This window comes from Pseudoduganella violaceinigra DSM 15887, assembly GCF_000425385.1.
GTDB lineage: Bacteria > Pseudomonadota > Gammaproteobacteria > Burkholderiales > Burkholderiaceae_D > Rugamonas > Rugamonas violaceinigra.
This window is the reverse complement of the sequence record NZ_KE384361.1, coordinates 197,629-222,606: the sequence shown is the minus strand read 5'-3', so window position 1 is coordinate 222,606 and position 24,978 is coordinate 197,629. Positions and strand designations below refer to the sequence as shown.

The following is a 24,978-nucleotide window of genomic DNA, read 5'->3' as shown; positions in this document are numbered from 1 at the left end:
TATAAAAGCCAGCCATCGCCAGCTAATCGACTTATTTATTAGCTGAGGTGATGATGGGCAAGAAAAGATTGGCAGTGCTGCTTGGTTTGGCGTTTCCCGTGGCGGCGTTTGCGGAAGAGGCGGCGGTGATGCCGCAGATCGAAGTCTCCGCGCAGAAGGTGGACGCCTACACGACCGACCGCAGCCGCGCTGCCACGCCTTTCAGCATGGCTTTGCGCGACACGCCCCAATCCGTGTCGGTCATCACCCAGCAACGCATTGAAGACCAGGCACTGCGGACCGTCACCGATGTGGTCAACAATGCCACCGGCATCTCGGTCAACCAATACGAGACGCACCGCGCCGGCTTCACGGCGCGCGGATTTGATATCGACAACCTGCAGATCGACGGCGTTCCGACCACCTGGGACCAGCCCTGGAGCTCCGGCGAAGTGGTAGGCAGCCTGGCGATGTATGACCGTGCCGAGGTGGTGCGCGGCGCAACGGGGCTGATGACCGGCGCCGGCAATCCGTCCGCAGCCATCAACCTGGTCCGCAAGCGCGCCAGCAGCAAGCAATTGAGCGGCAGCGCGGAATTTGGCATTGGCCGCTGGAATGAGCGCCGCGCCATGGTGGACGTGTCGCGCGGTGTCAATGCCAGCGGTTCGGTGCGTGCACGCGTTGTTGGCGAATACCAGCGCGCGGACAGCTGGATCGACCTGTTGAAGAACAAGAGCCATACATTCTACGGGACCATCGAAGCCGATCTGGCGCCGCGCACAGTGCTATCGGCTGGCGTCAGCCGCCAGGAAAACGACCCGAAGGGCCCGATGTGGGGCGGTTTGCCTTACTGGTACACGGACGGCAGCCGGACCAACTTTGACCGTTCCAAGACGTCGGCCGCCGATTGGGCGCGCTGGAAGAGCGAATACGACAACAGCTTCGTGAACCTGGAGCACGGCTTCGAGAACGGCTGGAAGTTACGGGCCAGCTTCAGCCACGGCGACCGCAAGGGCGATTCGGCACTGCTGTATCTGTCCGGTGTGCCGGACCGCGCGACCGGCGTTGGCATGAGCGCTTTCGCGGGCTCCTATCTTACGCGCACAAAGCAGAATGACTTCAGCCTGCATGCCAGTGGTCCGTTTCAGCTGGCCGGGCGCAAGCACGAGGCGGCGATCGGGTATATGCACTCGAAGCAGGAGTTCAATGCCGACAGCCGGGCGGCTGATTATGCCGGCGGCTATCCTGCGGTCGGCGATTTCAATAACTGGAATGGCGCGGCTTATCCGGAGCCGAAATGGGGTACGCCCAGCTTCTATGAAAGCAGCGTGACCAAGCAGGAAGCGCTTTACGGCGTGGCCCGCTTCTCGATCACGGATACGCTGAAGACAATCCTCGGCGCGCGCGTCACCAATTACGATAAGTCCGGCGTGGGCGCCTGGAGTCCCGCTTATCGGATGAAGCATGAGCGCGAGCTCACGCCCTTTGCTGGCGTCGTATACGACATCAGCGAGCAACTGTCGGCCTATGCGAGCTACACCGATATCTTCCAGCCTCAGAACAAGAAGGACTTTGACGGCAAGATGCTGGACCCAGTGGTGGGCAAGAGCTACGAGACCGGCGTCAAAGGCGACTTCCTCGATGGCCGCCTGAATGCGTCGCTGGCGATATTCCGCGTCGAACAGGACAAGCTGGCGCAGGAGGCCGGGCTGGTCGACCGGGATGGCCTCGGCCCGCTGGCGCCCGAGGCCTATTACCGCGCCGCCAAAGGGGCCAAGAGTGAAGGCTTTGAATTCGAAGTGTCCGGCGAACTGGCACGCGGATGGAACGCTACCGCCGGCTATTCCCAGTTCCGCGCGAAAGATGCGGCAGGCGCCGATATCAACGGCGTTTACCCGCGCAAGCTGTTCAGGGTATTCACCACCTACCGCATGGATGCTCTCACGGTGGGCGGCGGCGTGAACTGGGAAAGCCGCACTGCCACCCTGGATCCGGGCGCGCCGGCCGGGAGCGGCGGCCTGATAGTGCAGGATTCCTTCGCCATCGCCAACCTGATGGCGCGCTATGACATCACCAGACAGCTTTCCGCGCAGCTGAACGTGAACAACCTGTTCGACAAGAAGCATTTCGGCATGTTTTCCGCTTACGGCGCCATTACTTATGCCGCGCCGCGCAGCGTTTCGGCAAGCCTGAAATACCACTTCTAAGGCGAGGCTGGCATGCGCGCATCGTGGACACTGGTTCACCGCTACCTTGGCTTGCTGACTGCGGGCTTCCTTTTCACCAGCGGCCTGACCGGCGCGGTGATCTCCTGGGATCACGAGCTGGACGATCTGCTCAACCCGCAATTGATGGAAGCGCGAACGGCAGGCGTTGCGCTGCCTTCACTGGAGCTGGCGCGGCTGATCGAAGAGCGCCATCCGGACGCCAAGGTCTCCTATATCCCTCTGCATGCGGTCAAGGGCGATTCGCTGGGCTTCGGGGTCGATGCCAAGGGCTTCAACCAGGTCTTTGTCGATCCGGTCAGCGGCGCTGAACTGGGCAAGCGGGAATGGGGTGCGGTGTGGCCGATCAGCAAGGAGACCTTCGTTTCCTTCCTCTACAAGCTGCACTATTCGCTGCATATTCCTGCAATGTGGGGCATTGACCGTTGGGGCATCTGGCTGATGGGCGCCATTGCCATGGTCTGGCTGGTGGACAGCTTTGTCGGCTTCTACCTCACCTTGCCGGTGCGTGCCAGGTCGCCGGCTGGCCGTGGCTGGTGGCAGCGCTGGAAGCCGGCCTGGAAGGTGCGCTGGGGCGGGGGCAGCGCCAAGCTCAATTTCGATCTGCACCGGGCTTTCAGCCTGTGGACCTGGGGCCTGTTGTTCGTCCTTGCCTTCACGGCGTTTTCCTTGAACCTGTACCGGGAAATTTTTTATCCGGTGATGCAAACGATTTCGGAGCTTACCCCGACGCCGTTCGATACACGAACCCCGCGCGACTTGAATAATCCGATCCTGGCGCGCGTCGGCTATGCGCAGGTGCTGGAGAAAGCTGGCGCCGAGGCGCGCCGGCGTGAGTGGCGGGAACCGGCCGGCAGCGTGTTCTATTCGCAGGCCTATGGCATCTACGGCGTGAGCTTTTTCAAGGCCGGCGACGATCATGGCGCCGGCGGCGCCGGTCCGGCCGTGCTGTACTACGACGGGCTCGATGGGCGGCTGCTCGGCGAGCGCAAACCCTGGACAGGCAGTGCCGCCGATTTGTTCGTGCAAGCCCAGTTTCCCCTGCATTCAGGGCGCATCCTCGGCCTGCCGGGGCGCATCCTGATTTCCTTCATGGGAGTGGTGGTCGCGATGTTGAGCGTGACCGGCGTGGTGATCTGGTGGCGCAAGCGTTCATCGCGGACCAGGGCGGCTGCGGCGCAAAAGAATGCGGCGCAGCCGGCCCTCTGAGGAAAGGCTGGCTTACGCTGAACGCTGCTGCTTGCGGCGGCGTGCGCCGGCCAATGCCAGCAGGCCCAGGCCGAAGACGGCGATGCTGGCCGGTTCCGGCACCACGGTCGCCGCGCCGCCCGTGGCCTGGCGCAGGTAGTCCAGGTAGCTATGCAGGACGATGCCCCCGAAGTAGCTGCCGAAAGCGCCTTTGTTGATGCCGTCCGGCGTGCCGCCGAAGGTGTTGGTCGCGATCAGCATCAACTCGCCATACGATTCGATGAAGGAGGGACCGCCGGAATCGCCACCGCCAATATTCGCTTCCTCGCCGTTCGCCAGGACTCTCGAGCAAGCCAGGCCGAATTCGCAGAAGGTGTCGTGGCCGTTGCCGTCGAAGTCGGCATACCAGACTTCGCGCGGACCGTTGAAATCCTGCTCGTCGTCCTGGTCGAAGAAATCGACGACGTTCTGGCCGGTGCGCTTGACGCGGAAGTCCGGCCCGATGGTGTAGCCGTTGATGCCGTCGCCCGAGGTGCCGTAGCCGGCCATGATGATGCGGGTGTTGGCTTCGAGCTGCTGGCCGGCGATCTTGTAGATCCTGGCGGCGGCGGGCGCGTCCTGGCTCAGCGTGATCACGGACAGGTCGTCATTGACGCAGAATCCGGGGACTCCAGCCGGGCAATTGCCGAAACCCGCATAGTTGGGATTCATCTGGACCTTGCTGGCCGTGATGGCCGCGCGTCCCGGGTCGCCCGGGGTGGACGAGGCATTGAAGATGACGCGCACATCGTTGCCGGGTTTATTCAGGTCGATCACGCTGCCGTTGCCATCGGTATCGACGCAATGGCCGGCCGAGACCACCTGGCGCTTGCCCACCAGCGCCCCGGAACAGATGTAGCTCAAGCCATCGTAGCGGATATTGATGCTGACCACGCCGGAGAAGGGCGAGGCGGCGGTGTTGGGATCGACGCGTGCGGCTGGGCTGTCGGGCGGCGCCCCCGCAGAGATCAGTGGTGTGATGGTGCCGCCCGGCGTTGCTTGCGCAGTGCCAGCCAGCGTTGCGATGACCAGGGTGAAGCCGAGCAGCTGTTTCCAAATGGGTTTTGCCACGATTTTTGTCTCCCTAGAAAGATTGCTTCGCGTGTATTAACACGAGGGCAATCCTAAGCAGGGAACATGCCTAAAATAAAAGCTACTTTGCATTCAAGCAGTTGCCTGCATACCGCCGTGGCAAATATGTGGAAATGTAAATATTTCCGACATTGAGATGCAAGATAGAACGTTCTAACACCTTGTTTCTTAATAGTGTTGGACGTTCGCAATATTTGACTCAGCGGTGACAATCCGCGAGATTTCCGACCGAGGTCCGGGAGCAAAATAGCTGCACACTTTTCAATGAGGCAACGTTGATTCCGCCTTCCCCCGCGGCGCATTGCCATCACACCGGACGACTATGCAAGCCATGCAAATGTGTTTCCGTATTGCGGGACTGGCTCTGGTTTTCTCCTTTGCATTGTCGGCTTGCAGTCTTTATAACGGTCTCTTCGGCGGTCCGCCCAAGCTGAAGGTGGGCGACGTGCGCGTCATTGCCGAAGCCGATGCCAACCGCAACAGCCCGGTGGTGCTGGATGTGGTCATCGTGGCCGATGCCGGGCTTGAGCAGCGCCTGATGGCGCCCGAAAGCAAATGGTTCCCGCAGGGACCCAGCCTGATCGCCAGCTATCCGGGCACCTTGCGCGTATTCCGTTGCGAATTCCCTCCCGCCAGCGAATTGAAGCTGCCACCCGCGATGTTTGAAGGGCAGCGCGCCTTGGCCGTGATCGTGTTTGCAGGATTGGCGGACGGCGAGCGCCGCGCCCGTATCGAGGGCTGGCGCGACGGTGGACAGATCACGGTGGGCCGCGAGGGCTGGGTCGCGGCGCCGCAGGAAAAAGGCGGCGCGCCGCCGCCATCGCCACCCGCCATGCATTGCAGCAGCCAGGCCTGACGAACAACCCACTTCGGAGACGCAGCGGCATGAGATCGACCAGCAATGACCGGGTAGCCATTCCCACCGACGGCATCCTGTGGCACGACGGCCTGTTGCTGGCGCCGCTGCACTTCGAGCAGCTGACGCAGCGCCATGAAGAGCTGGTCGCATACCATGTGCGCAGCGGCTACCAGTACGCCTGGGGCGTGCGCCGGCTGGAATTGCAGCCGGGCAAGCTGGCGCAAAACATCGTGGCCGTGGCCGAGCTGGAAGCGGTGATGCCGGATGGGCTGCTGGTACGGCACGGCGACGAGAATGCGCCGCTGCAGCTGGTACTGGGCGATGCCACGCTGGACGCATTGCGCGCGCCCGGTGCGCGCTGCAATATCTATCTTGCCGTGCCGGCCGAAGGCAAGACGGCCGGACGGGCACGCTTGCGCAGCGTTGAACGCGACGATGAAGAGCTGTGCCGCGTCCAGCCGAATGCGCGCCTGGTGGCCGAGGCCGACCTGGCGCCGGGGGCGGAAGTGAACCTGCCCCTGCTGCAGCTCAAATTCGAAAAGCAGCAATTGCAATTGGAAGGATTCCTGCCGCCGCTGCTGGATATCGACCTGGCGCCGCTGGATGGGCAACGGCCCCTGCGCAGCGCTGCCATGGCCTTGCAGCGGCGCCTGGCCGAAACGGAACGCCAGCTGGCCGCGGTGGCGGCCGAATGCGGCGACCGGCTACGCCGCCTGGAACTGCGCGAGCAGCTGCATTGCCTCAATGCCGGCTTGCCGCTGCTGGGCGCCACCCTTATGCTGGACACGGCCACGCCCCTGCAGTTGTATATGGCCCTGGCCCAGGTGCTGGGCCACCTGGCCATCTTGCGCAACCTGGCCGAACCGGCGCCCGAGGTGCCGCCCTACCTGCACCGTAATCCGCGCAAGACGTTCGACCCGTTGTTCGCCCTGATCGATGCGCGCCTGGACACCATCGAGCGGCGTTGCTCGGAAGTGGCGTTCGAACGCAGCACGCAGGGCTTCAGCCTGATGCTCGATAGCGATATGCTGCGCGGCTGGCCGACCCTGCACCTGTCCGCCGGCGCGGCGGCCGTGGCGGAGCCGGTGCTCCTGATCGGCGTGCGCGGCCTGGCGCCGGAACTGGCGGAGCAGTGGATGGGCGCGGCACTGGCCGCCTCGTCACCGTACCTGGACGATGTGCGCGAACGGCGCGTGCGTGGGGCAGCGCGCTACCGGATCGACGCCGACGGCGGCTTGATCTTGCTGGCGGCGGAGCGCGATCCGCTCGCCCCTGCGCCAGTGGCGGAGCGCCGCATCGACGCCGAGGGCCTGCGCACGGCCGGTACCGTGCTGTTTGCCATCGCGCCCGACCCGCAGCTGGTGCGCGCTAGCCAAAGACTGCTGCTGGAGGCGGCAGGCGGCGCCATGCCGGAGGAAATCGTCCTGCTCATTGCCGTGGAGCGGCGGCCATGATCAGCGCTATCCAGGACGACCACGTCCTGATCGGCCAACTGCTGGACTTTCACGCCGCCCTGGTGCGCATCAAGCGCGGCATTGTCCCGCCGGACGGGATTCCCGTGCTGACCGCCCCCGACAGCGAGGACAGCGTGCCGGCAACCGCCCAGCTGGCGCATGCCCTGCGCAGTGTGCTGGACCTGCAGTCCGCGCAGGCGCTCGAATACAGCGGGCGCCAGGGCCACGAGCAGGCCGAGGCGGCGCGCTACCTGAAAGTCGCGCTGGCCGACGAGACCCTGATTGCATTGCAGGACTGGCCGCAGCGCCACGACTGGATCGGCTGTCCACTGGAATTCCAGCTATATGGCAGCCGTAGCGCCGGGGAAAGGATCTTCGACCGGATCGCCGGCTTGCTGCAAACCCAGCCCGGCTCACAGCGCGAACTGGCCCAGCTCTACCTGATGGCGCTGTCGATGGGATTCCAGGGGCGCTACCGCAAGCAGGAGGGCGGGCAGTCCGACTTGCTGGCCTGGCGCCGCAAGCTGTATCGCCATGCATATGGCCGCTGGCCCGATAGCGCCCTGGGCGGGGACGACGGCCTGCAGCGCGACCTGGCCATGCGGCGCATGCCGCAACCCTATCAATACACCCATGCCGGCATTGCCCCGCGGCTGCTGCCCAATCCGCGGCGCTGGGCCGCGTACTTCGTGCTGCTGGTGCTGGGATTGCTGCTGCTGTCCCAGTTCGCTTGGCAAACGGATACCGCCGAGCTGCGAGCTGAACTGGCAAAAGTGGAAGACCCGCTGAAAGGAAGCGACAAATGACTCGCGGCGGCATTCTGGCCATCGTCATCGCCTCGCTGGGCTTGCTGCTCGCGTCGCTGCTTGCCTGGTACGTGCTGCGCTTGGCGCGCAAACGCGCCCTGGCGCGCGCCAGCGGCAAGGCGCCGGCCGCCGATAAGGGTCCGGTAGCCGCTGCCGTTGGCCTGGTGCCCGCGGTGCGCGCGGCCTTCACGGGGCGGGAGGAAGAGGGCAGCGCAGCGTATGCCATGCCGCTGGTGTTGCTGGCCGGTGAACGGGACGCCGCGCGTTCCACCCTTGAACATGCGCCAGACGATGGCAAGCCGCTCAGCTGGCATGCCTCGCCCCAGGGCTGGGTCCTGCAGGCGGACATGGCGGCCTTCGGCTTCGACAGTGAGGAAAACTGCGAAGCCTGGCAAGCGCTGGCCGAGCAACTGGAACGGCGCCGCCCGCGCCGGCCGCTGGACGGCATCCTGCTGGCGATTCCTGCCGATGCCCTGTGCGGCGCGCAGGCCTGGTCGCCGCTCGAGGTGGAAAGGCGGGCCGGCCTGGCCCGGCGCCGGCTGGGTGAGCTGCAGCGGCTGTTTGGTTTGCGGCTGCCGGTCTACCTCCTGCTCACCCGCTGCGACCAGCTGGACGGTTTCGCCGACTTCGCGATGGCGCTGCCGGACGGCTTGCGCGTGGCCATGCTGGGCTGGTCGAACCCGAACGACCCGGAAATCGCCTACGCGCCGGTCTGGCTGTCCGATGCCTTCAGCCAGATCGGCCGCACGGTGGTGGACCTGCAAGCGGAATTGGCCGCCACAGGGGCCGAAGGCGCTGGCAGCGACAGCTTCTTCCTGTTGCCGGGTGCGATTGCGCGCATGGCAGGACCGTGCAGCAGCTATGCCGCGCGCCTGCTGGAAGACGATGCCCGCAGCATTTCCCCCATGCTGCGTGGGCTTTATCTTTGCGGCGACCCGGCTACGGTGCTGGGCACGATCCCGGCCCGGCCATGGTTTGCCGGCGACCTGCTGGCGCGCAAGGTCTTCCCCGAACGGGGGCTGGCGCGTCCGCTTGGCGGTCAACTGCTGTCGCGCAACAAGGGGGTGCGCCGCTGGGCTGCCGCCTGTGCTGCGGTGCTGGTGATCTGGGGCGGGGCGCTGCTGTGGGGGCATGCCGCCCTGAAGATCCAGGCCGAGCGCTTGCACGGTGCCCTGAAAGACATCAACCAGGAACAGGAACGCCGCACCACCGACCGCGAGAAAAAGGGCCATATGGAGTATGACGCCTACAAGACGTCATCGCAGCACATCGTGGCCGCTATGCTGGACAGCCATGGCAGCTTGTCGCAGCTGGCGATCCCGGCGTCGTGGCAGTGGACCGGCTGGCAGGACCTGGACCGGCGTGTCGAAGGGCAGTTCGGGAAAGGCTTGCAGAATATCGTCTACCGCACGCTGGACAAGGCTCTCAACAAATCGGTGGAAGAACAGACCGGCGCCACCAAAGACCGCGCCACGTATAACCTGAGCGACGAAAGGGCTTGCCATATCAGGGCCGGCGGTGAGCACGCGGAATTGAGCGCCGGCGCAGTCCTGTCGGATGCGCAGGCTTTCAAGCGCCTGGACCGCTATGTGGCCGACGCCGGCTTGTTCGAGCAGGCGCGCAAGCACCTGGACAGCCTGCACCAATTGCACCAGGGCGAATACCGCGACCTGGTCAAGGTGGCGGCCTACACCGGCGCCTTTGAATTGCCGACCGAGACGGCGTATGGCGCCAGCCCGCTGCTCAAGGCCGCGCTGAACAACCAGTACCCGCCGGAAGACGCGCAGCTGCAGCGCGAGCGGCAAGTGAAAAGCATCCTGTGCGCATTCCACGAAGAGCATGGCCAGTTTCTGGCCAGCATGATCGAAAACCACCCGGCGCGGCGGGCGGCGCATGACGTCGCTGAGCATTTGCGCGCGGGACGCGCCCTCGGCAGCGCCGACCAGGAGCACGGCCTGATTCCGGCGCTGCAGCAACTGAGCGCCTGGCTCGCCGCGCCCACGCTGCGCTGGATGGACGAAGCCGAGAGCGGCGAAGGCAAGGCCTATGGCGAATTGCTGCGCAAGGTGGAGGCCAACAGCTTGCTGGGCCAGGATGCCGCCGACTGGGCGCGCAAGCAGCGCGCCGAACAGGTGAAGCGCCTGCTGCGCGAGCTGACCGATCCGGTCGGCGGCGGCCATGCCCTGGTGCAGCGAGGCGGCGACGGGAAGCTCGGCTTGACGCCGGAGCTGGCCAACCTGCAGGCCGGGCTGGAACGCCTGTCGCGGCAGGCCTTCATGGCGGAAGCCGGCGCGCCGGAAGCGCTGGCGCGGCAAGGACTGGGACCCTTGTGGGATATGAAGAAACTGAACCAGACGCTGTTGCAGGCGAACGAGGCGCGCGCCTACCTGGACAAGGAAGTGCCAGGGTTTCCCCTGCCATTCCAGCCGGAGTTGCGGCGCTACACGGGGCAGCGCCTGGCCGACAGCCTGCTGGCTTCGGCCGGCGCGGCGCTGGCGTCCGGCAGCAGCGAAGCCGACACGTATCAGCGCCTGGGGCAGGCCCAGAAGCTGCTGACCGCGTTGCTGGAGACGCTCGACGGCCTGGATGCCCCGGAACAGCATCGCATCCTGGCCGATGCCCTTGCGCAGCAAGCCAATGCCGGCCTGCGCTGGCTGGAGCGCGAGCTGGTGGAAGGGGGATTGTACCGGCCCCGCGACGGCGGTTTCGACTGGTGGCAGGGTACGCCCAATCCGGCGGCGCAAGGCTTCTCAGGCGGCGATGCCCAGGCATTGGAGGATTACCTGCTGGCGCAGCAAGCGCGTATCGAAGCGTCGGTGCGCCAGGCCCAGCCCTTGCTGCGCCTGGCCGAAGCTGCCCAGGGCAACCTGTCCAGCGCCCCGGCGCGGCGCTGGAGCGAGATCGCCGCCGAACTGGCGCGCTTCCAGGAGAAACAGCCGAACGCCCGCATGGCCCAGTTGCACGCCTTTATCCGCAACGACCTGGCCAATGCCGATGGGCGCAACTGCCAGGGGCCCATTGCCGCCCAGGGATCGGACGGGGTGGTGCTGGCGCCAGCGCGCTTGAGTTTGACAAACAAATCCGCCCCGGCGACCGGCGGTTCCGACTTGTTCAGCGAACGGCGCCGCTTCCTGGCTTCGGCATTGGCCAGCCGCTGCCTGGCATTGGGCCGGGCCGAGTTGGATCACGCCTACCTGGCCTTGCGCGAACAGTTCCGGCGCACCTTGGCCGGGCATTTCCCTTTTGCCGAAGCGGGCCGCAACAGCGAAGCGGCCAGCCTGGACGATGTGCTGGCCTACCTGCAGCTGTATGACCAGCTGGCGCCGGACAGCCAGCGCATGGCGCCTGGCCGGGCGCGCGAATTCGTCGCCGCCAGCGCCAGCGCACGCCGCTTCCTGGGGCCTTTGCTGCCGGCGGCCGAGGGCGCCGATAGTGCCGGTTACCTGTTGGGAGTGCGCTTCCGTGTCGGGAATACGGGCGAGGCGGACGGCAATAACGCGCTGGCGGGCGAACTCGGTGGCAACCGCATTGCTGCCTGGATGCTGCAAAGCGGCGATGAAACCATCAGCTGGGATGGCGGCACCAAGGGTGCGGTGCAGCAGCTGCCGTGGCGGCCCGGTATGCCGATGGTGCTCACGTTGCGCTGGGCCGATAACGTGGCCGACCTGCCGCTGGAGGATGGCAGCGACCGCTACCTGAAGGTCGAGGGCCGCCAGGCGGTGTACCGCTTCAATGAACCGTGGTCGCTGCTGCGCCTGCTGGCCCGCCATGGCTTGCCGGCCAGCGGCCCGGCGCGGCCGTCGACCTTGCGCTTCGAGCTGCCGGCAGCGCCCGGCGGGCAGCGGACCCGCGTCTACCTGCGTCTGGCGGTCATGCCGGCGCAGAAAAAAGAAGTGCTGGCCTTCCCGGTCTTCCCGGCCGCGGCGCCCGGCGATGAAACCCAACGCCTGATTGCGAGGCCATGATGCAAGCGACCACCACCGACCACAGCAGTCTGCTGGAACCGATTCCCGGCGCCGATCCTTGCGGTGACTGGCTGCGCCACGATCCGGTGTATGCCCAGATCCGCGAAGCGCGGCGCGAGGACGATCCCTCGCTGCCGCAAGGCATCTGGGTCCAGCAGCCGAAGCGCGCCGCATGGGATGTGGTTGAAACCCTGTGCAAGAAGGCGCTGGCGGGCCGCAGCAAGGATCTGCAGCTGGCGGCCTGGCTGGCTGAAGCCTGGTTGCGCCAGCGCGGCCTGGCCGGTCTGGTGGATGGCCTGCAACTGATCACCAGCCTGCTGGAAAAATACTGGGAGGGCTTGCACCCGCGCGATGGCGAATCACGCTTGTCGACCTTTATCTGGCTCAACAAGCACGGCGCCATCGCCCTCGGTTCGATCCAGCTGGCGGCCGGGGCGACGCCGGCGGGACGCTTGTTCACCCTGATGGAATGGGACCGGGTCCTGCGCAATGAACAGCAGCCGGCCCCGGCCCCGGCCAACAGCCGCAATGCGCCGCCGTCTGAGCCGACACTGGGACGCCAGCATTTCAGCGCGGCTGTCTCGATGACGCCGGCGCATTTCTATACCGACCTGCGGGTGCAGCTGCACAGCGTGGGCGTGGCATTGGACCGCCTGGCCATCGTGCTGGACGGTTTGCTGGGCGACGAGGCGCCGGCACTGGGCGGTCTGGAGGCCCGGCTCGATGACTGTTTCCGGTCATTGCAGGACTTGGCAGGCGTGCCATGGCAGGAAGAAGAGACGGAAGAGGAGGAAAACATGGGCAGCGTACAGGAAATCCCGACCAGCCGGCCGGCCGACAGCGCGGGCGCGCCGCGCAGCCGCGAGGAAGCGTTCCGCCGGCTCGATGAGGTGGCCGACTTTTTACTGCGCACCGAGCCGCACAGCCCGGTGCCTTACCTGGTCAAGCGGGCCGTGGCCTGGGGCGGCATGCCGTTGGCCGAGCTGCTGCAGGAACTGCTCGACAGCGAAAGCGACCTGAAGCAGTTGTACCGCTTGCTGGGTACACGTGGCCGCTAAGCTGCAGGCAGGCGCGCCGCAGCGCCGCGTGCAGCCGCGCGTGTATCCGAACCTTCGGCCGCTGGCCTTGCCGGCCCAGCGGCCGAGGGATATCTACACGCTGCAGGAATGGCATGGCAGCTATGGCATGCGCGGCGAAGGCGGCCGCGGCCTGTACGTGCCCAACGCGCGCTACCTGTTCGTGCGCACGACGGACGGCCAGACCCTGGTGCATCCGCGTCTGCGCCATGCCGTGCTGTCGCGCGGCGAGCCGGTGATGTATGCCGGCGAAGCGTATTTCGAAAGCGGCAACCTGCGCTGGTGGAGCAATAGTTCGGGCCATTTTCGCCCCGATCCCGAGCACGCGCCGCAGGCGGGGCTGCCGTTGAACCTGTTCCGTACCTGGGACGATGTGGTACGGCGCGGCGTGCGGCCGGCGCCGGGCGGCAGGAAGTGAGTGTCACGCTTCAAGCATGATAAAGAGCAGTGCAAGCAGCGGCGCCGGCGTGTGGGCCGGCGCTCATTCAATCGTTGCACCTAACAGGGAGTAAGCGATGTCTACCGAAAGCAGTCAGAAATGGTTGGAACGCAATCGTCCGCCCAGGGTCCAGATCAGCTACGACGTGGAAACCGGCGGCGCCAGCGCCAAGCGCGAGTTGCCGATGGTGGTGGGGATCCTGGCCGACCTCGGGGCCACCGAGGAACCCATGCCCAAGCGCCGTTTCATCGAGATCGACCGCGACAACTTTGACCAGGTGATGAAAACCATCTCGCCGACCCTGGAAATCAAGGGCATCGAGGGCCTGTCCGGTGCCGTGACGTTCGAAAAGCTCGACCACTTCGAACCCGATTACCTGGTCCAGCATGTCAAGGGCCTGGATGAACTGTTCGCGCAACGCCAGCAGCTGCGCGACCTGATGGCCAAGATCGACGGCAACGACCGCCTGCACAAGCGCCTGGCCGAGGCCGTGCGGGAAGACCCGACCTTCGCCACCTGGGGCGTCAAGCTGGGCCAGGCCCAGCCTGCTGCGGACAAGGGCAAGGAAGAAGGCAAGCAAGATGGCGCCGCCGGTGAAGCCGGTACCGATAAAGCATAAGCGGAGACCACCATGACCGAAGCGACAATCGACCAAAGCGCCAAAGCCAACTGGGAAAAGGTGCTGAATAAAATCATCGAAGACAGCGATATGGTGATGCTGTCCAACGGTGCCGACGCCTCGCCTGAAGGCGACGAAAAATTGATGGAGCAGGCGCGCGGCATGCTGCACCAGTTCGCCATGTGTACGGCCGAAGGCAAGATCCTCAGCAACGAGAAAAAAGGCCTGCTGAAAGCCATGGGCGACGCCATCGCCCGCATCGACGCCGAACTGGGCAACCGGCTGGGACAGCTGATGCGGAGCCAGGAATTCCAGAAGCTGGAGAGCTCCTGGCGCGGCCTGCATGGCCTGGTCAAGGCCAGCGAGACCGGCCCGCGCCTGAAACTGCGCCTGCTAAATGCCAGCAAGACCGAAATCGGCGACGACTTGAGCAAGGCGGTCGACGTGGACCAGAGCCAGCTGTTCAAGAAAATCTACGAAGAGGAATACGGCACCTTCGGCGGCAATCCCTACAGCATGCTGGTGGCCGACTTTGAAATCGGCCGCAACCCGACCGACATGACGCTGGTGCGCGAGCTGGCCCGCGTGGCCGCCATGGCGCATGCGCCGATCCTGCTGGCGGCTTCGCCGGCGCTGTTCGACCTGCGCAGCTTCACCGACCTGGGCAATCCGCGCGACCTGTCGAAGACCTTCGAAGCGGCCGATGCCGCCGACTGGCGCGCCTTCCGCGCCAGCGAGGACGCGCGCTACGTGGCGCTGACGCTGCCGCACTATCTGGTGCGCCTGCCATACGGCGACAAGACCATTCCGGCCCGTACCTTCCACTTCGAGGAGTTCGGCGACTTCGACTACAAGCTGAACGAGTTTGGCCAGCTGGAGGAGCCGAAGATCAGCGATCCGGCAGCGCGCCACGCGGCCTACCTGTGGGGCAACTCGGCCTATCTGCTGGCGCAGCGCGCCACGGCGGCATTCGCGCGCTACGGCTGGACGGCGGCGATTCGCGGCGTCGAAGGCGGCGGCATGGTGGAGGGGCTGCCGGTGCATACCTTCAACACCGGCGAAGGCGACCAGGTCATGAAATGCCCGACCGAAATCACCATCACCGACCGCCGCGAGAAAGAGCTGAACGACCTGGGCTTCATCGCCGTGGTGCACAAGAAGAACGAGAACTATGCGGCCTTCTTCGGCGGCCAGACGGCCAACAAGCCTATCCAGTACAGCAAGGCGCTGGCCAACGCCAACGCGCGCCTGTCGGCCCAGCTGCCGTGCATCCTGGCGGCCTCGCGCTTCGCCCACTACATCAAGGTGATCATGCGCGACAAGGTGGGCAGCTTCACTTCGCGCGCCAATGTGGAAACCTTCCTCAACAACTGGATCGCCGATTATGTGCTGGTCAACGACAACGCCTCGCAGGCGCTGAAGGCCCAGTATCCGCTGCGCGAAGCGCGCATCGACGTGACCGAAGATCCGGCCAAACCAGGGGTCTACAAGGCCACCGTGTTCCTGCGCCCGCACTTCCAGCTGGAGGAGCTGACCGCTTCGATCCGCATGGTGGCAGAGCTGCCCGAAGCCGCCGCCTGAGCGCATGCAACCCTAACCCAAGGAGACCTACGTGGACGTTATTATTCTCGACATGCCTGGCATCGCCGGCGAATGCCTGTTGAAGGACTATGTCGGCAAAATCGAATGCCTGTCCTACAGCCATGCCGTCGCCATGCAGATGACCAGCGACGTCAGCAACAAGGAGCGCACCTCCGGCAAGCCCAATGTCCAGGACTTCACCATCTCGAAGTATATGGACAAGTCCTCGCCGCTGATGAACCAGACCTGCTGCGAAGGCGGCAAGATCGGCGATTGCATCGTCACCATCGGCCGTAACGAGGCCGGCCTCGTGATGCCGCTGATGGTCTACACGCTGAAGGAAGTCATGATCTCGAGCATCAGCGCGGCGTCTTCCGGCGGCGACAAGCCGGCCGAGACGGTGACGCTGAACTTCACCGCCATCCAGTGGGACTACACGGCGCAAAAGTCGGACTCCAGCAAAGAGGGTACCGCGCCGGGCAAGTGGGACATGAAGACCAACACGGCGTCATAAGCGGTGGCCGATCTCAAGCTGCTGCGGGGCGCGCGAGCGCCCCTGTTCGACCGCTTCGGCGACGAGGACGGGGAGGGCGGTTCCGCCTTCCTGCCTTGGGCTGCGGCCCGGCGCGGTGGCGGCGGCTTGACGCTGTCCGCGCTGGAGCAGTCGATCGCCACCGAACTGGATCGCTTGCTCAACACGCGCTGCGCGGCGTCGCTGGAGCAGTTGGCGGACCGGCCGCGCAGCGTGATCGATTACGGCTTGCCCGATTACACGGCCTTGCATGCGGCGGACCTGAAGCACCGCCGCCGGCTGGGCGACCTGGTGCGCGACACTGTCGCTGCCTTCGAGCCGCGCCTGCGCGAGGTGCAGGTGGAGGTGGAAGTCAATCCGAATAGCCGGCAGGCGCTGCAAGTCGCCATCGAAGGCCGGGTGGTCGTGGATGGACGGCTGGAGCCCGTCAGTTTCAAGGTATCTGTCAGGGAGGGTGAATGAGCAGGGGCGAGGACGAACTGTACGGCTATTACCAGCGCGAGCTGGACTATCTGCGTAACGCCGGGCGCGAATTCGCCCGCCAGCATCCCGAGACGGCGCGCCGTCTGGAGCTGGGGGAGCTGGAATCGGCCGATCCGCACGTCGAGCGCCTGATTGAATCGTTCGCCTTCCTCACCGGCCGCGTGCGGCGGGAATTGGACAATGAAGCCCCCGATATGGCGGCCGCGCTGCTGGAAGCGCTACTGCCGAACAGCATGGCCCCGCTGCCGCCGATGACGATCGTGCAGATGGCGGCCGATCCAGCCAAGGGCAAGGACAGCGCCGGGCGCCATGTCGCGGCCCATACGCCGCTGGTGGCCAGCGCCATCCCGACACAGCGCGCCGCCGGTGCGGCGGAAGTGGAGTGCCAGTTCCGCACCTGCTTTCCGCTGACGCTGTGGCCTATGTCGGTGGCCAGCGCCGGCTTTGAGGAGGCCAGCGCCCATCCAGGCCTGGAACGCGAGCCCGAAGTGGCGGGCGTCCTGCGCCTGAGCCTCGTATGCAACAACGGCATGGCCTTCGGCAGCGGCGAGGATTGCATCGCGCCGGAACGGTTGCGTTTTCATCTTCACGACAGCTGGCATAACGCCGGGGCGCTGTACGACTGGCTGCTCTGCCACGTCAAGCGCATCCTAGTGGTGCCAGGCGGTCGCCGCGCCGCCCACCGCCTGGGCGAAGCGGCCAGCTGGGACGAGGCGGGCTTCGGGGCGGAAGATGCCGTGCTGCCCGAAGCCGGCCAGGCGCATCCGGCCTATCGCCAACTGCAGGAATATTTCGCTTATCCGCGCAAATACCTGTTTTTCGATGCCGGCCGCCTGGGCCAGACATTGCGCGGCTTCAGCGCCGGCCCGCGCAGGGAGCAGCAGGCGGACCTGCTCTTGCTGGTGACGCATCGCCCGCCAAGTGGCATCTCCCTGCATGCCGGCCAGTTCCTGCTCGGATGCACGCCCGCGATCAATCTGTTCCCGCGCACCACGGAAACGCTGCGCCTGGACCAGCGCCAGTATGAATACCGGCTGGTGCCCGATGCGCGGCAGGAAGCCAGCACCGAGATCCATTCACTGTTGAAGGTGGAGGCCAGCTACGCCGACGGCCAGGGCGGCATGCGCCTGACGCCCTACTATGACTTTGGGCGGGTCCTGCATGGCCAGACCGGCACCCAATGGCTGGCGCGGCGCGTGCCCGGCAGCGGCACGCGCGCCGGCGGCACCGACGTGCTGTTGTCCTTCCTGGACGTGGACAGCGAGGCGGGCTTTACCAGGATGCCGCTGGTGTCGGCCAGCGCCCTGTGCACCAATCGCCGGCTGGCGGAAGAGATACGTCCCGATCCGCCCGGGCAGTCCACCTTCCGTGCTCCGGCCTCGGCGGGGGTACTGCCGGTGCGCTGCCTGGTGCAGCCGACTGCCCAGGTCATGCCGCCGCTGGATGGACGTCAGCTGTGGCGCGTGCTGTCCCTGCTGAACCTGAATCACGTGACATTGGACCAGCTTTCGGCCAGCCGCGAAGGCAGCGCGCTGGCGATGGTGCAGCGCTTGCTGGAATTGGCCAACAGCGCCGGCAGCCCCGGCGGGACCCGGCAGGCGCGTTCGCTGGTGCGCTTCGAATGCAGGCGCGCGGTGCGTCCTGTGCGGGGCGGCCCGGTGCCCGGATTCCGGCGCGGGCATGAACTGGTGCTGGAATTCGCCAAGGGCGCCTACAGCGATGGCACGCCGCTGATGCTGGCCGCCGTGCTGCAGCGCTTCTTCCAGATGTACTGCAGCGTCAACTCATTCGCTTGCGTTACCGTAATGGCCGGCGAGGAAAGGGTGAAGGAATGGCTCCCCGCGACCAGTTCCCGATAAGCGCTCCGGCACAGCATGTGCTGCGGCATCCGGCCGCTTTCGACTTCTTTCAGGCGGTGAGGCTGCTGGAGCGGGCGCGCCCCGATGCGCAGGAGATCGGCACCGGCAGCGAAGCGCTGAATGAAGCCGTGGCCTTCCGCGGGCGTATCGGCTTCGGCTTTCCGGCAGCCGATGTGGTGCAGGCGGCGGGCCCCGATGGCTATCGGCGGGTACTGCTGGAAGTGGCGTTCATGTGCCTGGCCGGGGCCGACGGGCCTTTGCCGGCGCCGTATGCGGCCCTGGTCCAGCGCCGTGCAAGACACCACGGCGAACCCGGCGAACGTCCCGCCTATGGCCCGGATGACGATGCGAGAGACTTCCTCGATATCTTCAATCACCGGCTGGTATCGTATTTTTACCGGTCGCGCAAACGCCGCCGGCTGGCGTTGTCGGAGACCGGCGCGGCACCGCTGGAACGCATCCTGTTCCAGCTGATCGGCTTCAATGAAGGCCTGGTGCTGCGCCGCCTGCGCCGCGAGGGCGCACGGACTGGCGCCGCCATCTATTCGCGCGCGCTATTGCGGTACGCCGGCCTGCTCGCGAGCCAGAGCCGTTCGATGGCGGGACTGGAATCGCTGCTGCGCGACGCGCTGGGCGTCGCGGTACGGGGAACCGAACACAAAGGACGCTGGCTGTCGATCGAGCCGCGTTTCCAGACGGCGATCGGGCCGCATGGCCGCAACCGCGGCCTGGGCCAGGAGACGGTGCTCGGCGCGCGGGCCTGGGAACCGGGCGGCGCCATTGCGCTTGAGCTGGGGCCGATGGACCTCGTCAGCTATCGTTCCCTGCTGCCAGGCGGACCGGCACACGAAGCCCTCGTGTTCCTGACCCGGTTTTACCTGCGCGAGGATCTCGATGTGCAGGTCACGCTGGTGCTCGCTCCCGATGCCGGCCAGGTGGAAGAAATCTCCCGGCTTGGATTCGGCGCATTGAACCGGACCTCCTGGTTGGGCAAGGAAGTCGCCGGGGAACGCTACCAGGCCAGTTTCCAGCTGCCGGCGTGGAATGAACGGATGGGGGACAAACCATGAGCCGTTCGGGACTTGCACTGAAACTCAGCGCTGCCCCGGAGCTGGAAAGCCTGCAGCTGGTGGCATTGCACGGCGAAGAGGCGCTGGCCGAGCTGTTTCACTATGCGCTGGAACTCTATTCCTCGAATACCGCGCTGGACCTGGCGGGAATGGTGGGCAAGCCAGTCACGGCCAGCGTCGCGCTGCCGGATGGCGGGTGGCGGCATTTCAGCGGCAAGGTCGCGCGCATTGTGCAGGCTGGCGGCGGTACCGAAGGCGCCGTCTACCGGGCCGATTTGCGGCCCTGGCTCTGGTGGCTGACGCTGGAAGCCGACGCCCGCATATTCCAGAACAAGAGTGTGCCGGATATCATCACCGGCCTGTTCCAGGAATACGGCTTCAACGACTTCCGTAACAGCCTGACGGCCAGTTATACCGAACGGGAATACTGCGTCCAGTACAACGAAACAACATTTGCATTCATTTCGCGCCTGATGGAGGAAGAAGGGATCTTCTACAGCTTCGAACACACGGCAAGCGGACATACGCTGGTACTCCTGGATGGCGGCGAGGCTTACCCCGCCTGCACTGGCTTGACCACCGCCACCTGTGTCGGAAGCAGCTCAAGCCGCGAGCGGCCCGACCTGGTATTCCGCTGCGACGCCGAGCAGAGTGCGGTACCGGGCCGCTATGCGAGCGGCGATTTCAGCTTCATGACGCCGGCCGAGCCGCTGGCGGCGAGCGCGGGCGCGCAGGCCGGCGGCCGAATTTACGAGTATCCGGGCGGTTACAGCGACAACGGTGCGGGCCAGGCCTTCGCCAAACTTCGCATGCAGGCACTGGGGCAGGAAGCGCAGTCCCTACGCGGCGATAGCAGCTGCCGCGCCTTCACGTCGGGGTGCAAATTTACGCTCGCGGGACATGCGCGCAGCGAATTGAATGCCGAACATGTGCTGCGCCGCGTGGTCCATTCCATCAGCCAGGACGGTTACAGCAATAGCTTCGTCGCCTTCCCCGTGTCGCTGCCTTTCCGGCCGCCGCTCGTCACGCCCCGTGCGCGCGTGCCGGGAACGCAGACGGCGACGGTGGTCGGGAAATCAGGCGAAGAGATCTGGACCGATAGTTATGGCCGCATCAAAGTCCAGTTCCATTGGGACCGGCTGGGCAAAAACGATGAAAATTCCTCGTGCTGGGTACGCGTCGCCCAGGCATGGGCGGGACAGGCATGGGGCGCGTTTTTCCTGCCCCGCATTGGCCAAGAAGTCATTGTCAGTTTCCTGGACGGCGATCCTGACCGGCCGCTTGTCACCGGCAGCGTCTACAACGCCACCCAGACCGTTCCGGATGGGCTGCCGGCCAACCAGACACGCAGCACGATCCGCAGCCGTTCGTCGAAGCAAGGCAGTGCGGGCAACGAGCTGCGTTTCGAAGACAAGAAGGACAGCGAAGAACTCTACCTGCACGCGCAAAAGGACATGAAGACCGAGGTGGAAAACGACCGCAGCGCGCGCATCATCAAGGGCAATGAAAGCCTGAAAGTCGAGCAGGGTACGCGCACGGTCGATGTCAAAGGCGATGAAAGCCATGTCAACCAGGCCAATTTCGAACAAAAGGTGACCGGCAACTTCACGCTCAAGGTCGACGGCGACCTGACGATCGAGGTGGCGGGCGCCGTCAGCATCAAGGCCGGCAGTACCTTCAAGAACGAAGCCGGGACCGAATTGACCAACCAGGCCGGCACGGCATTGAACAACAAGGCGGGCACGGAGCTGACGAACAAGGCCGGCACCACCCTGACCAACGATGCGGGCGTGAGCATGACGAACAAGGCCGCCGCTTCGCAGACCGTTGATGGGGGCGGTATGCTGACCTTGAAAGGGGGGATCGTCAAGATCAACTGACATGGACGATTCGAGCAAGGAGTACGAGGTGCGCGACGAGCAGGGGAGGCTGACTGGGCGCTTCCGGCTGGCGGACGGCAAGCTGCATGGCAGAAGTACGCTATACAGCGGCGGCGGAATTATCGCCGAAATCTGCTATGCGCAGGGACTGCGCCAGGGGGAGATGCGCAGCTATGGCGCGGACGGTGCGCTGAGCAGCGTTGTGGTATATGCCGCGGACCTGCCGCACGGTGAGGCAAGCTACTTCCATGCCGATGGCGGAGCGGCGCGCATTGCCAATTATAAAGAAGGGCGCCTGCATGGCGAAGTGCGCGACTTTGCACCGGATGGCAAGCTGCTTTCGACCAGCAATTACATTGAGGGCGAACTGCAGCCGGCGCCAGTGAAGGCCGAGGCGCGGCCTGAGCGCGTTGCCGGGGGCGAGCGCAAGTCCTGGCTGGCAAGGCTGGTGGAGGGGGCGTAGCATGGATGTCGAATTCTCATTCAGCAAGCGCATGCTGGCCTTCCTAGGACTGGCCCTGGCCGCGCTTCTGGCCGCAAGTTTTGCGCTCGGCGTCCTGGCCGGGCGCGCGTTATGAAAGGAGAGTGATATGGGCAAGCCGGCAATGCTGATACAGGCCCATCTCGTTCACGGGCATGCGCTGCCGGGGCAGCGCAACGTGCAGATGCACGGGGGCGTTGAATCCTTTGCACTGGAACCCGGACGTCTGAATCTGGCGGGTGCGGTCGGGCGCCCCATGCCTGATGGCGTGCGCCAGAAGATGGAGGCTTTCTTCAAGACGGACTTCTCGAGCGTGCGCATTTATCAGGGAAACCAGGCCCAGTCCCTCGGGGCCCATGCCTTCACCATGGGGTCGGACATTTACTTCGCACCGGGACAGTACTCACCGGATACACCGCGCGGGCAGCAACTGCTTGGGCATGAACTGGCGCACGTGGTGCAACAACGCCAGGGGAGGGTGCGGGCGCCACAAGGGAAGGGCACCATGGTCGTCAACGATCATGGGCTTGAGGCTGAAGCGGACCGCATGGGGGCGCGCGCAGCTGCCTTCCGTGCCCCCATCCAGGCCAAATCCGCCACGCATAAACTGGTGATTGGCGCCTATATGCACAGGGATGCCAATTTGCCGCCGGACCTGGCGGGCCACGCCTTCGTCTCCCTCCAGGGGCCGACAGGAAACCGGCAAACCTGGGGCTTTTCGCCGCAAGGGTATAGCCGCTTCAGTCCGACGAAGGATATCGGGAAGCTGCGCGCCGGCGTGCCGGGCCAGGTTCATCGGGATGATGGTGCATTCAGCCAGCCAGGCGTCAAGACGCGCAGTTACGACCTTACCGGAGCACAGGCGCAGGCGGCGCTGTCGAAGATCAACGAGTATCGAAGCCGCCATTACAACTTCAGCGCGCAAACCCGGCAGTGCACGACTTTTGCGACCGATGTTCTGCGTGCGGCCAGTGTCAATAGCGGATTTAACGGACAAATGAGGCCAGGAGAGCTTTACCGGAAAGTCTGAATTTTTGCCTGCTGCGGCGTCGATAGCTGCTTATTCATGGATGCGACTGTTTTGGCCAGCAAATCCCCCAGCTCCTTTTGCAGGGCCGAATTGCCTTGTGTCTGGCGCTGGGACATGGTGTCCAGCGCGCGGCGCATCTGCAGCAGGAGATTTTCGGATGCCTGCTCGAAGCCTGTCCGCAATTTCTCGACAGCGCTGCCCATCGCCGCAATCGATTCGGATTGCCGCAGCATGTCGCCGTCCAGGGTGTCTTGTCGCGTACCCAGCAGCGCCAGGGTATCGCGCACCTGGCCCGCCAGCGCCAGAAGCTCTGTGTTGTCGCCAATCAGGCGGCCGAAGTCCTGGGTTGCTCCATCCATGCGGTCGGCAAGGCGGCGTGCGTGGTGCATTGCCTCCATCTGTTCGTTGCGGTATTTGCCGGTCAATTCGGCTGTGTCTTCGGCCAGGGCCTTCAACGCTGTCAGGTATGTTGCGGAATCGTCGGCGATCGCGTTTCGTAAGCCGGAAAAGGCATGCGTGAGCATTTCCGCCAGTTGTTCCGAATTCCGTTGCGAAAGGCGGCGTTGCGCCTGCTCCAGGTTTTCTTGCAGGCGCATGAGGGATTGCAAGACTTCAGCATGCTGCGCTGCCTGTAAGGTGCGTTGCTGTTCGGCTGCAAGGCTTGCCGCCAGCGACGTGCGACGGTTATTCAGGATAAGTGCCGCAATCATCAGCTGCAACAGCACAAGGAAGACGGTTTCCAGGGACATGGCGGGCAAGCTCCAGCAGGGAAGGTGTCCGCTATCTTGCCATCAAATGCACGGCCCAATGTCCTCCAATATTCACATGAATCGAGGTGTGCAATGAAGAAGCCTGTGGTTCCGCCGGTATTCAAGCCCTTTGCGGGCCGCACAATCCAGGCCAAGCTTCCAGCGGCCATACACGTGCCCCGCGGGCGGGGCTTGCCGGTGATTCAAAGGGCATCCCGCGACAAAATGCCGCAGGCGATGGATTATGTGCTCGTGCCCAACCCGGACCTGTACCGGCAGCACGTAAAGCAGCGTATTACCCATTTCGTGGCCGTCATGATGAAGGTATGGCGCGCCAATTCCCATGCGAAGGCGAATTCCACAGGGACGCCCCATGGCATGGGAAGCGCGATATCCTCGACTGCCGAAGCGCAGGTCGGCGTTGGCATTTATAAAGGGTCATTCCCCAAGACCGATGCCGCGCACTTGATGAACACCACTGTGCGCAGCGATAAACTGATGCATGGCTGGAGTCCGTCCACCAAACAGACGGAGATGCTCAACGTACTGTATTCATCCAGTGCGGCGACAACCCCGCAACATAAGGTGGATAACGTCGGACCGGACAAAGTCATCGACAGTTGCATGACGACGTTGAAAATCCGCTGGTCGGCCCGATGCGACAAAGGTGAAGCGGTTCCGGATGCGGCATCGCTGGTCAAGGAAGCCGTAGCAGAATGCCTCCAAGCGCTGGGGTCTTCTTCCAATGCAGGGCAGGCAAACTATCAGGTGGCGATCGCCGGAGTGAACCTCGTGGATGGCAGCTCTGTCTTTGACGTGGAACGCGAATACGCGATCTGGTCACAAGAATTCACCTCTTGAGAGGTCAGCAATCGCTGCAGCTCCCATTGTAGTCCCGATAGGAGCTGCCGCTGCTGCCCCTGCCACCGCAGCAATTATGCTGATGGTGGGGATGTCCAAGCACGTTGCCGGTGCAGCCTGAACCGCTGAAGCAGGTACCTTTGGTCACCCCTCTTGGGAAGGTGAAGCCTGGCTTCTTGCCCCCGCCGCCGTCGCCGCCATCATCGCCATCATCGTCGTCCTTGCCTTTGCGCTGCGAGCGTTGCCAGTCCCTGTCCCATTTTGCGTGCAAAGCCTGGAGCTGAGAGTAGTCCGGGGGGACGATTTCGGCGCGTTGGATCACTTGCGATCCCGCAGCTCCCGCTGCCATTTTCGCTTGCAAGGGCAAGGCCGACCGATGCGAAGCAGTTTTCGCCGCTTGGGGATGGAAGACTGGCGGAGGCTTGACCCCGTTTGTCTTGGCGGAGGCATCAGAGCATCCGCATCCCTTGCACTGCGCAACAGGTTCCGCCTTTGCTGGCTGTTTCCCAGCCACGGCGAACTTGAAAGGAACTTTCGGCACCTCGTTGCGGTCACTCATAGGATCTCCCGGGTTGGCCATGCCCAGTCAAGTTTCGAATCTCTGCGTGTCAAAGTCAATGTCAAATTGCGCTTGGCGACAGAATGCGCAATGCTTTGCGGCAGAAGTGCAATATGCGAAGATGGACGCATCTCTTCAAACGCTCATTAGCC

General features: G+C 64.6%; 21 protein-coding genes. 18 read left to right on the top strand and 3 right to left on the bottom strand.

Annotation, left to right across the window (positions count from 1 at the left end; genetic code table 11):
* Positions 1-50 precede the first annotated feature (50 nt).
* The gene (locus tag H597_RS0128765; protein ID WP_035375435.1) at positions 51-2,186 is read left to right on the top strand and encodes a TonB-dependent siderophore receptor; all 2,136 of its coding nucleotides are present in this window, start codon (positions 51-53) and stop codon (positions 2,184-2,186) included.
* A 12-nt stretch (positions 2,187-2,198) separates the two neighbouring features.
* Positions 2,199-3,413, top strand: a complete 1,215-nt coding sequence (locus tag H597_RS0128760) for a PepSY-associated TM helix domain-containing protein (protein ID WP_028105161.1) — start codon at positions 2,199-2,201, stop codon at positions 3,411-3,413.
* Between the two features lie 12 nt (positions 3,414-3,425).
* Here H597_RS0128760 and H597_RS0128755 read toward each other — a convergent pair whose 3' ends face one another.
* Positions 3,426-4,502 (bottom strand): trypsin-like serine protease, encoded by a 1,077-nt coding sequence (locus tag H597_RS0128755; protein ID WP_028105160.1) that lies wholly within the window; start codon positions 4,500-4,502, stop codon positions 3,426-3,428.
* Between the two features lie 358 nt (positions 4,503-4,860).
* On the opposite strand from H597_RS0128755, the gene H597_RS33685 reads away from it, so the two are divergent.
* The 15 genes from H597_RS33685 (at position 4,861) to H597_RS33670 (ending at position 22,657) form a co-directional block, all read left to right on the top strand.
* On the top strand, positions 4,861-5,379 hold the full coding sequence (locus H597_RS33685) for a hypothetical protein (protein WP_154668329.1): 519 nt from the start codon (positions 4,861-4,863) through the stop codon (positions 5,377-5,379).
* A gap of 29 nt (positions 5,380-5,408) precedes the next feature.
* Positions 5,409-6,836, top strand: coding sequence for a type VI secretion system baseplate subunit TssK (tssK, locus tag H597_RS0128745; protein WP_028105159.1), 1,428 nt, complete (start codon positions 5,409-5,411; stop codon positions 6,834-6,836).
* Positions 6,833-7,642, top strand: a complete 810-nt coding sequence (locus H597_RS32870; RefSeq protein WP_035375434.1) for a DotU family type IV/VI secretion system protein — start codon at positions 6,833-6,835, stop codon at positions 7,640-7,642. The genes tssK and H597_RS32870 overlap by 4 nt, the downstream gene beginning before the upstream one ends.
* Complete coding sequence (locus H597_RS0128735; protein ID WP_028105158.1) at positions 7,639-11,607, top strand: type VI secretion system protein; 3,969 nt, start codon at positions 7,639-7,641, stop codon at positions 11,605-11,607. The genes H597_RS32870 and H597_RS0128735 overlap by 4 nt, the downstream gene beginning before the upstream one ends.
* Positions 11,604-12,665, top strand: a complete 1,062-nt coding sequence (gene tssA / locus H597_RS0128730) for a type VI secretion system protein TssA (protein WP_028105157.1) — start codon at positions 11,604-11,606, stop codon at positions 12,663-12,665. Before H597_RS0128735 ends, tssA begins: the two co-directional genes overlap by 4 nt.
* On the top strand, positions 12,655-13,101 hold the full coding sequence (locus H597_RS0128725; protein WP_028105156.1) for a hypothetical protein: 447 nt from the start codon (positions 12,655-12,657) through the stop codon (positions 13,099-13,101). The genes tssA and H597_RS0128725 overlap by 11 nt, the downstream gene beginning before the upstream one ends.
* A 97-nt stretch (positions 13,102-13,198) precedes the next feature.
* On the top strand, positions 13,199-13,741 hold the full coding sequence (gene tssB, locus H597_RS32865; RefSeq protein ID WP_051294186.1) for a type VI secretion system contractile sheath small subunit: 543 nt from the start codon (positions 13,199-13,201) through the stop codon (positions 13,739-13,741).
* Positions 13,742-13,753: 12 nt separating this feature from the next.
* The gene (tssC, locus tag H597_RS0128715; RefSeq protein ID WP_028105155.1) at positions 13,754-15,322 is read left to right on the top strand and encodes a type VI secretion system contractile sheath large subunit; all 1,569 of its coding nucleotides are present in this window, start codon (positions 13,754-13,756) and stop codon (positions 15,320-15,322) included.
* Positions 15,323-15,353: 31 nt separating this feature from the next.
* Positions 15,354-15,836 carry an Hcp family type VI secretion system effector gene (locus H597_RS0128710; RefSeq protein ID WP_028105154.1) on the top strand — a complete coding sequence of 161 codons (483 nt, stop codon included), beginning with the start codon at positions 15,354-15,356 and terminating at the stop codon, positions 15,834-15,836.
* Positions 15,837-15,839: 3 nt separating this feature from the next.
* A complete protein-coding gene (tssE, locus tag H597_RS33680; protein WP_051294185.1) occupies positions 15,840-16,316 on the top strand; it encodes a type VI secretion system baseplate subunit TssE in 477 nt (158 codons plus the stop codon).
* Complete coding sequence (gene tssF, locus H597_RS0128700) at positions 16,313-18,196, top strand: type VI secretion system baseplate subunit TssF (protein ID WP_028105153.1); 1,884 nt, start codon at positions 16,313-16,315, stop codon at positions 18,194-18,196. The genes tssE and tssF overlap by 4 nt, the downstream gene beginning before the upstream one ends.
* The gene (gene tssG, locus H597_RS0128695; protein WP_028105152.1) at positions 18,169-19,266 is read left to right on the top strand and encodes a type VI secretion system baseplate subunit TssG; all 1,098 of its coding nucleotides are present in this window, start codon (positions 18,169-18,171) and stop codon (positions 19,264-19,266) included. The genes tssF and tssG overlap by 28 nt, the downstream gene beginning before the upstream one ends.
* Positions 19,263-21,146 carry a type VI secretion system Vgr family protein gene (locus tag H597_RS0128690; protein ID WP_028105151.1) on the top strand — a complete coding sequence of 628 codons (1,884 nt, stop codon included), beginning with the start codon at positions 19,263-19,265 and terminating at the stop codon, positions 21,144-21,146. Before tssG ends, H597_RS0128690 begins: the two co-directional genes overlap by 4 nt.
* Position 21,147: 1 nt before the next feature.
* Positions 21,148-21,609 (top strand): toxin-antitoxin system YwqK family antitoxin, encoded by a 462-nt coding sequence (locus H597_RS33675; RefSeq protein WP_051294184.1) that lies wholly within the window; start codon positions 21,148-21,150, stop codon positions 21,607-21,609.
* A 127-nt stretch (positions 21,610-21,736) separates the two neighbouring features.
* Positions 21,737-22,657 carry an eCIS core domain-containing protein gene (locus H597_RS33670; RefSeq protein WP_051294183.1) on the top strand — a complete coding sequence of 307 codons (921 nt, stop codon included), beginning with the start codon at positions 21,737-21,739 and terminating at the stop codon, positions 22,655-22,657.
* On the opposite strand, the gene H597_RS0128670 is transcribed toward H597_RS33670, so the two are convergent.
* Positions 22,642-23,406: a hypothetical protein gene (locus H597_RS0128670; protein ID WP_028105150.1), complete on the bottom strand. Its 765-nt coding sequence runs from the start codon at positions 23,404-23,406 to the stop codon at positions 22,642-22,644. The two genes, H597_RS33670 and H597_RS0128670, sit on opposite strands and share 16 nt — an antisense overlap.
* Before the next feature lie 93 nt (positions 23,407-23,499).
* Here H597_RS0128670 and H597_RS0128665 point away from each other — a divergent pair, with 93 nt between their 5' ends.
* Entirely contained in the window at positions 23,500-24,267 is a 768-nt protein-coding gene (locus H597_RS0128665; protein WP_028105149.1) for a hypothetical protein, read from the top strand.
* Between the two features lie 4 nt (positions 24,268-24,271).
* Here H597_RS0128665 and H597_RS35290 read toward each other — a convergent pair whose 3' ends face one another.
* Positions 24,272-24,826: a hypothetical protein gene (locus H597_RS35290; protein ID WP_154668328.1), complete on the bottom strand. Its 555-nt coding sequence runs from the start codon at positions 24,824-24,826 to the stop codon at positions 24,272-24,274.
* Positions 24,827-24,978 lie beyond the last annotated feature (152 nt).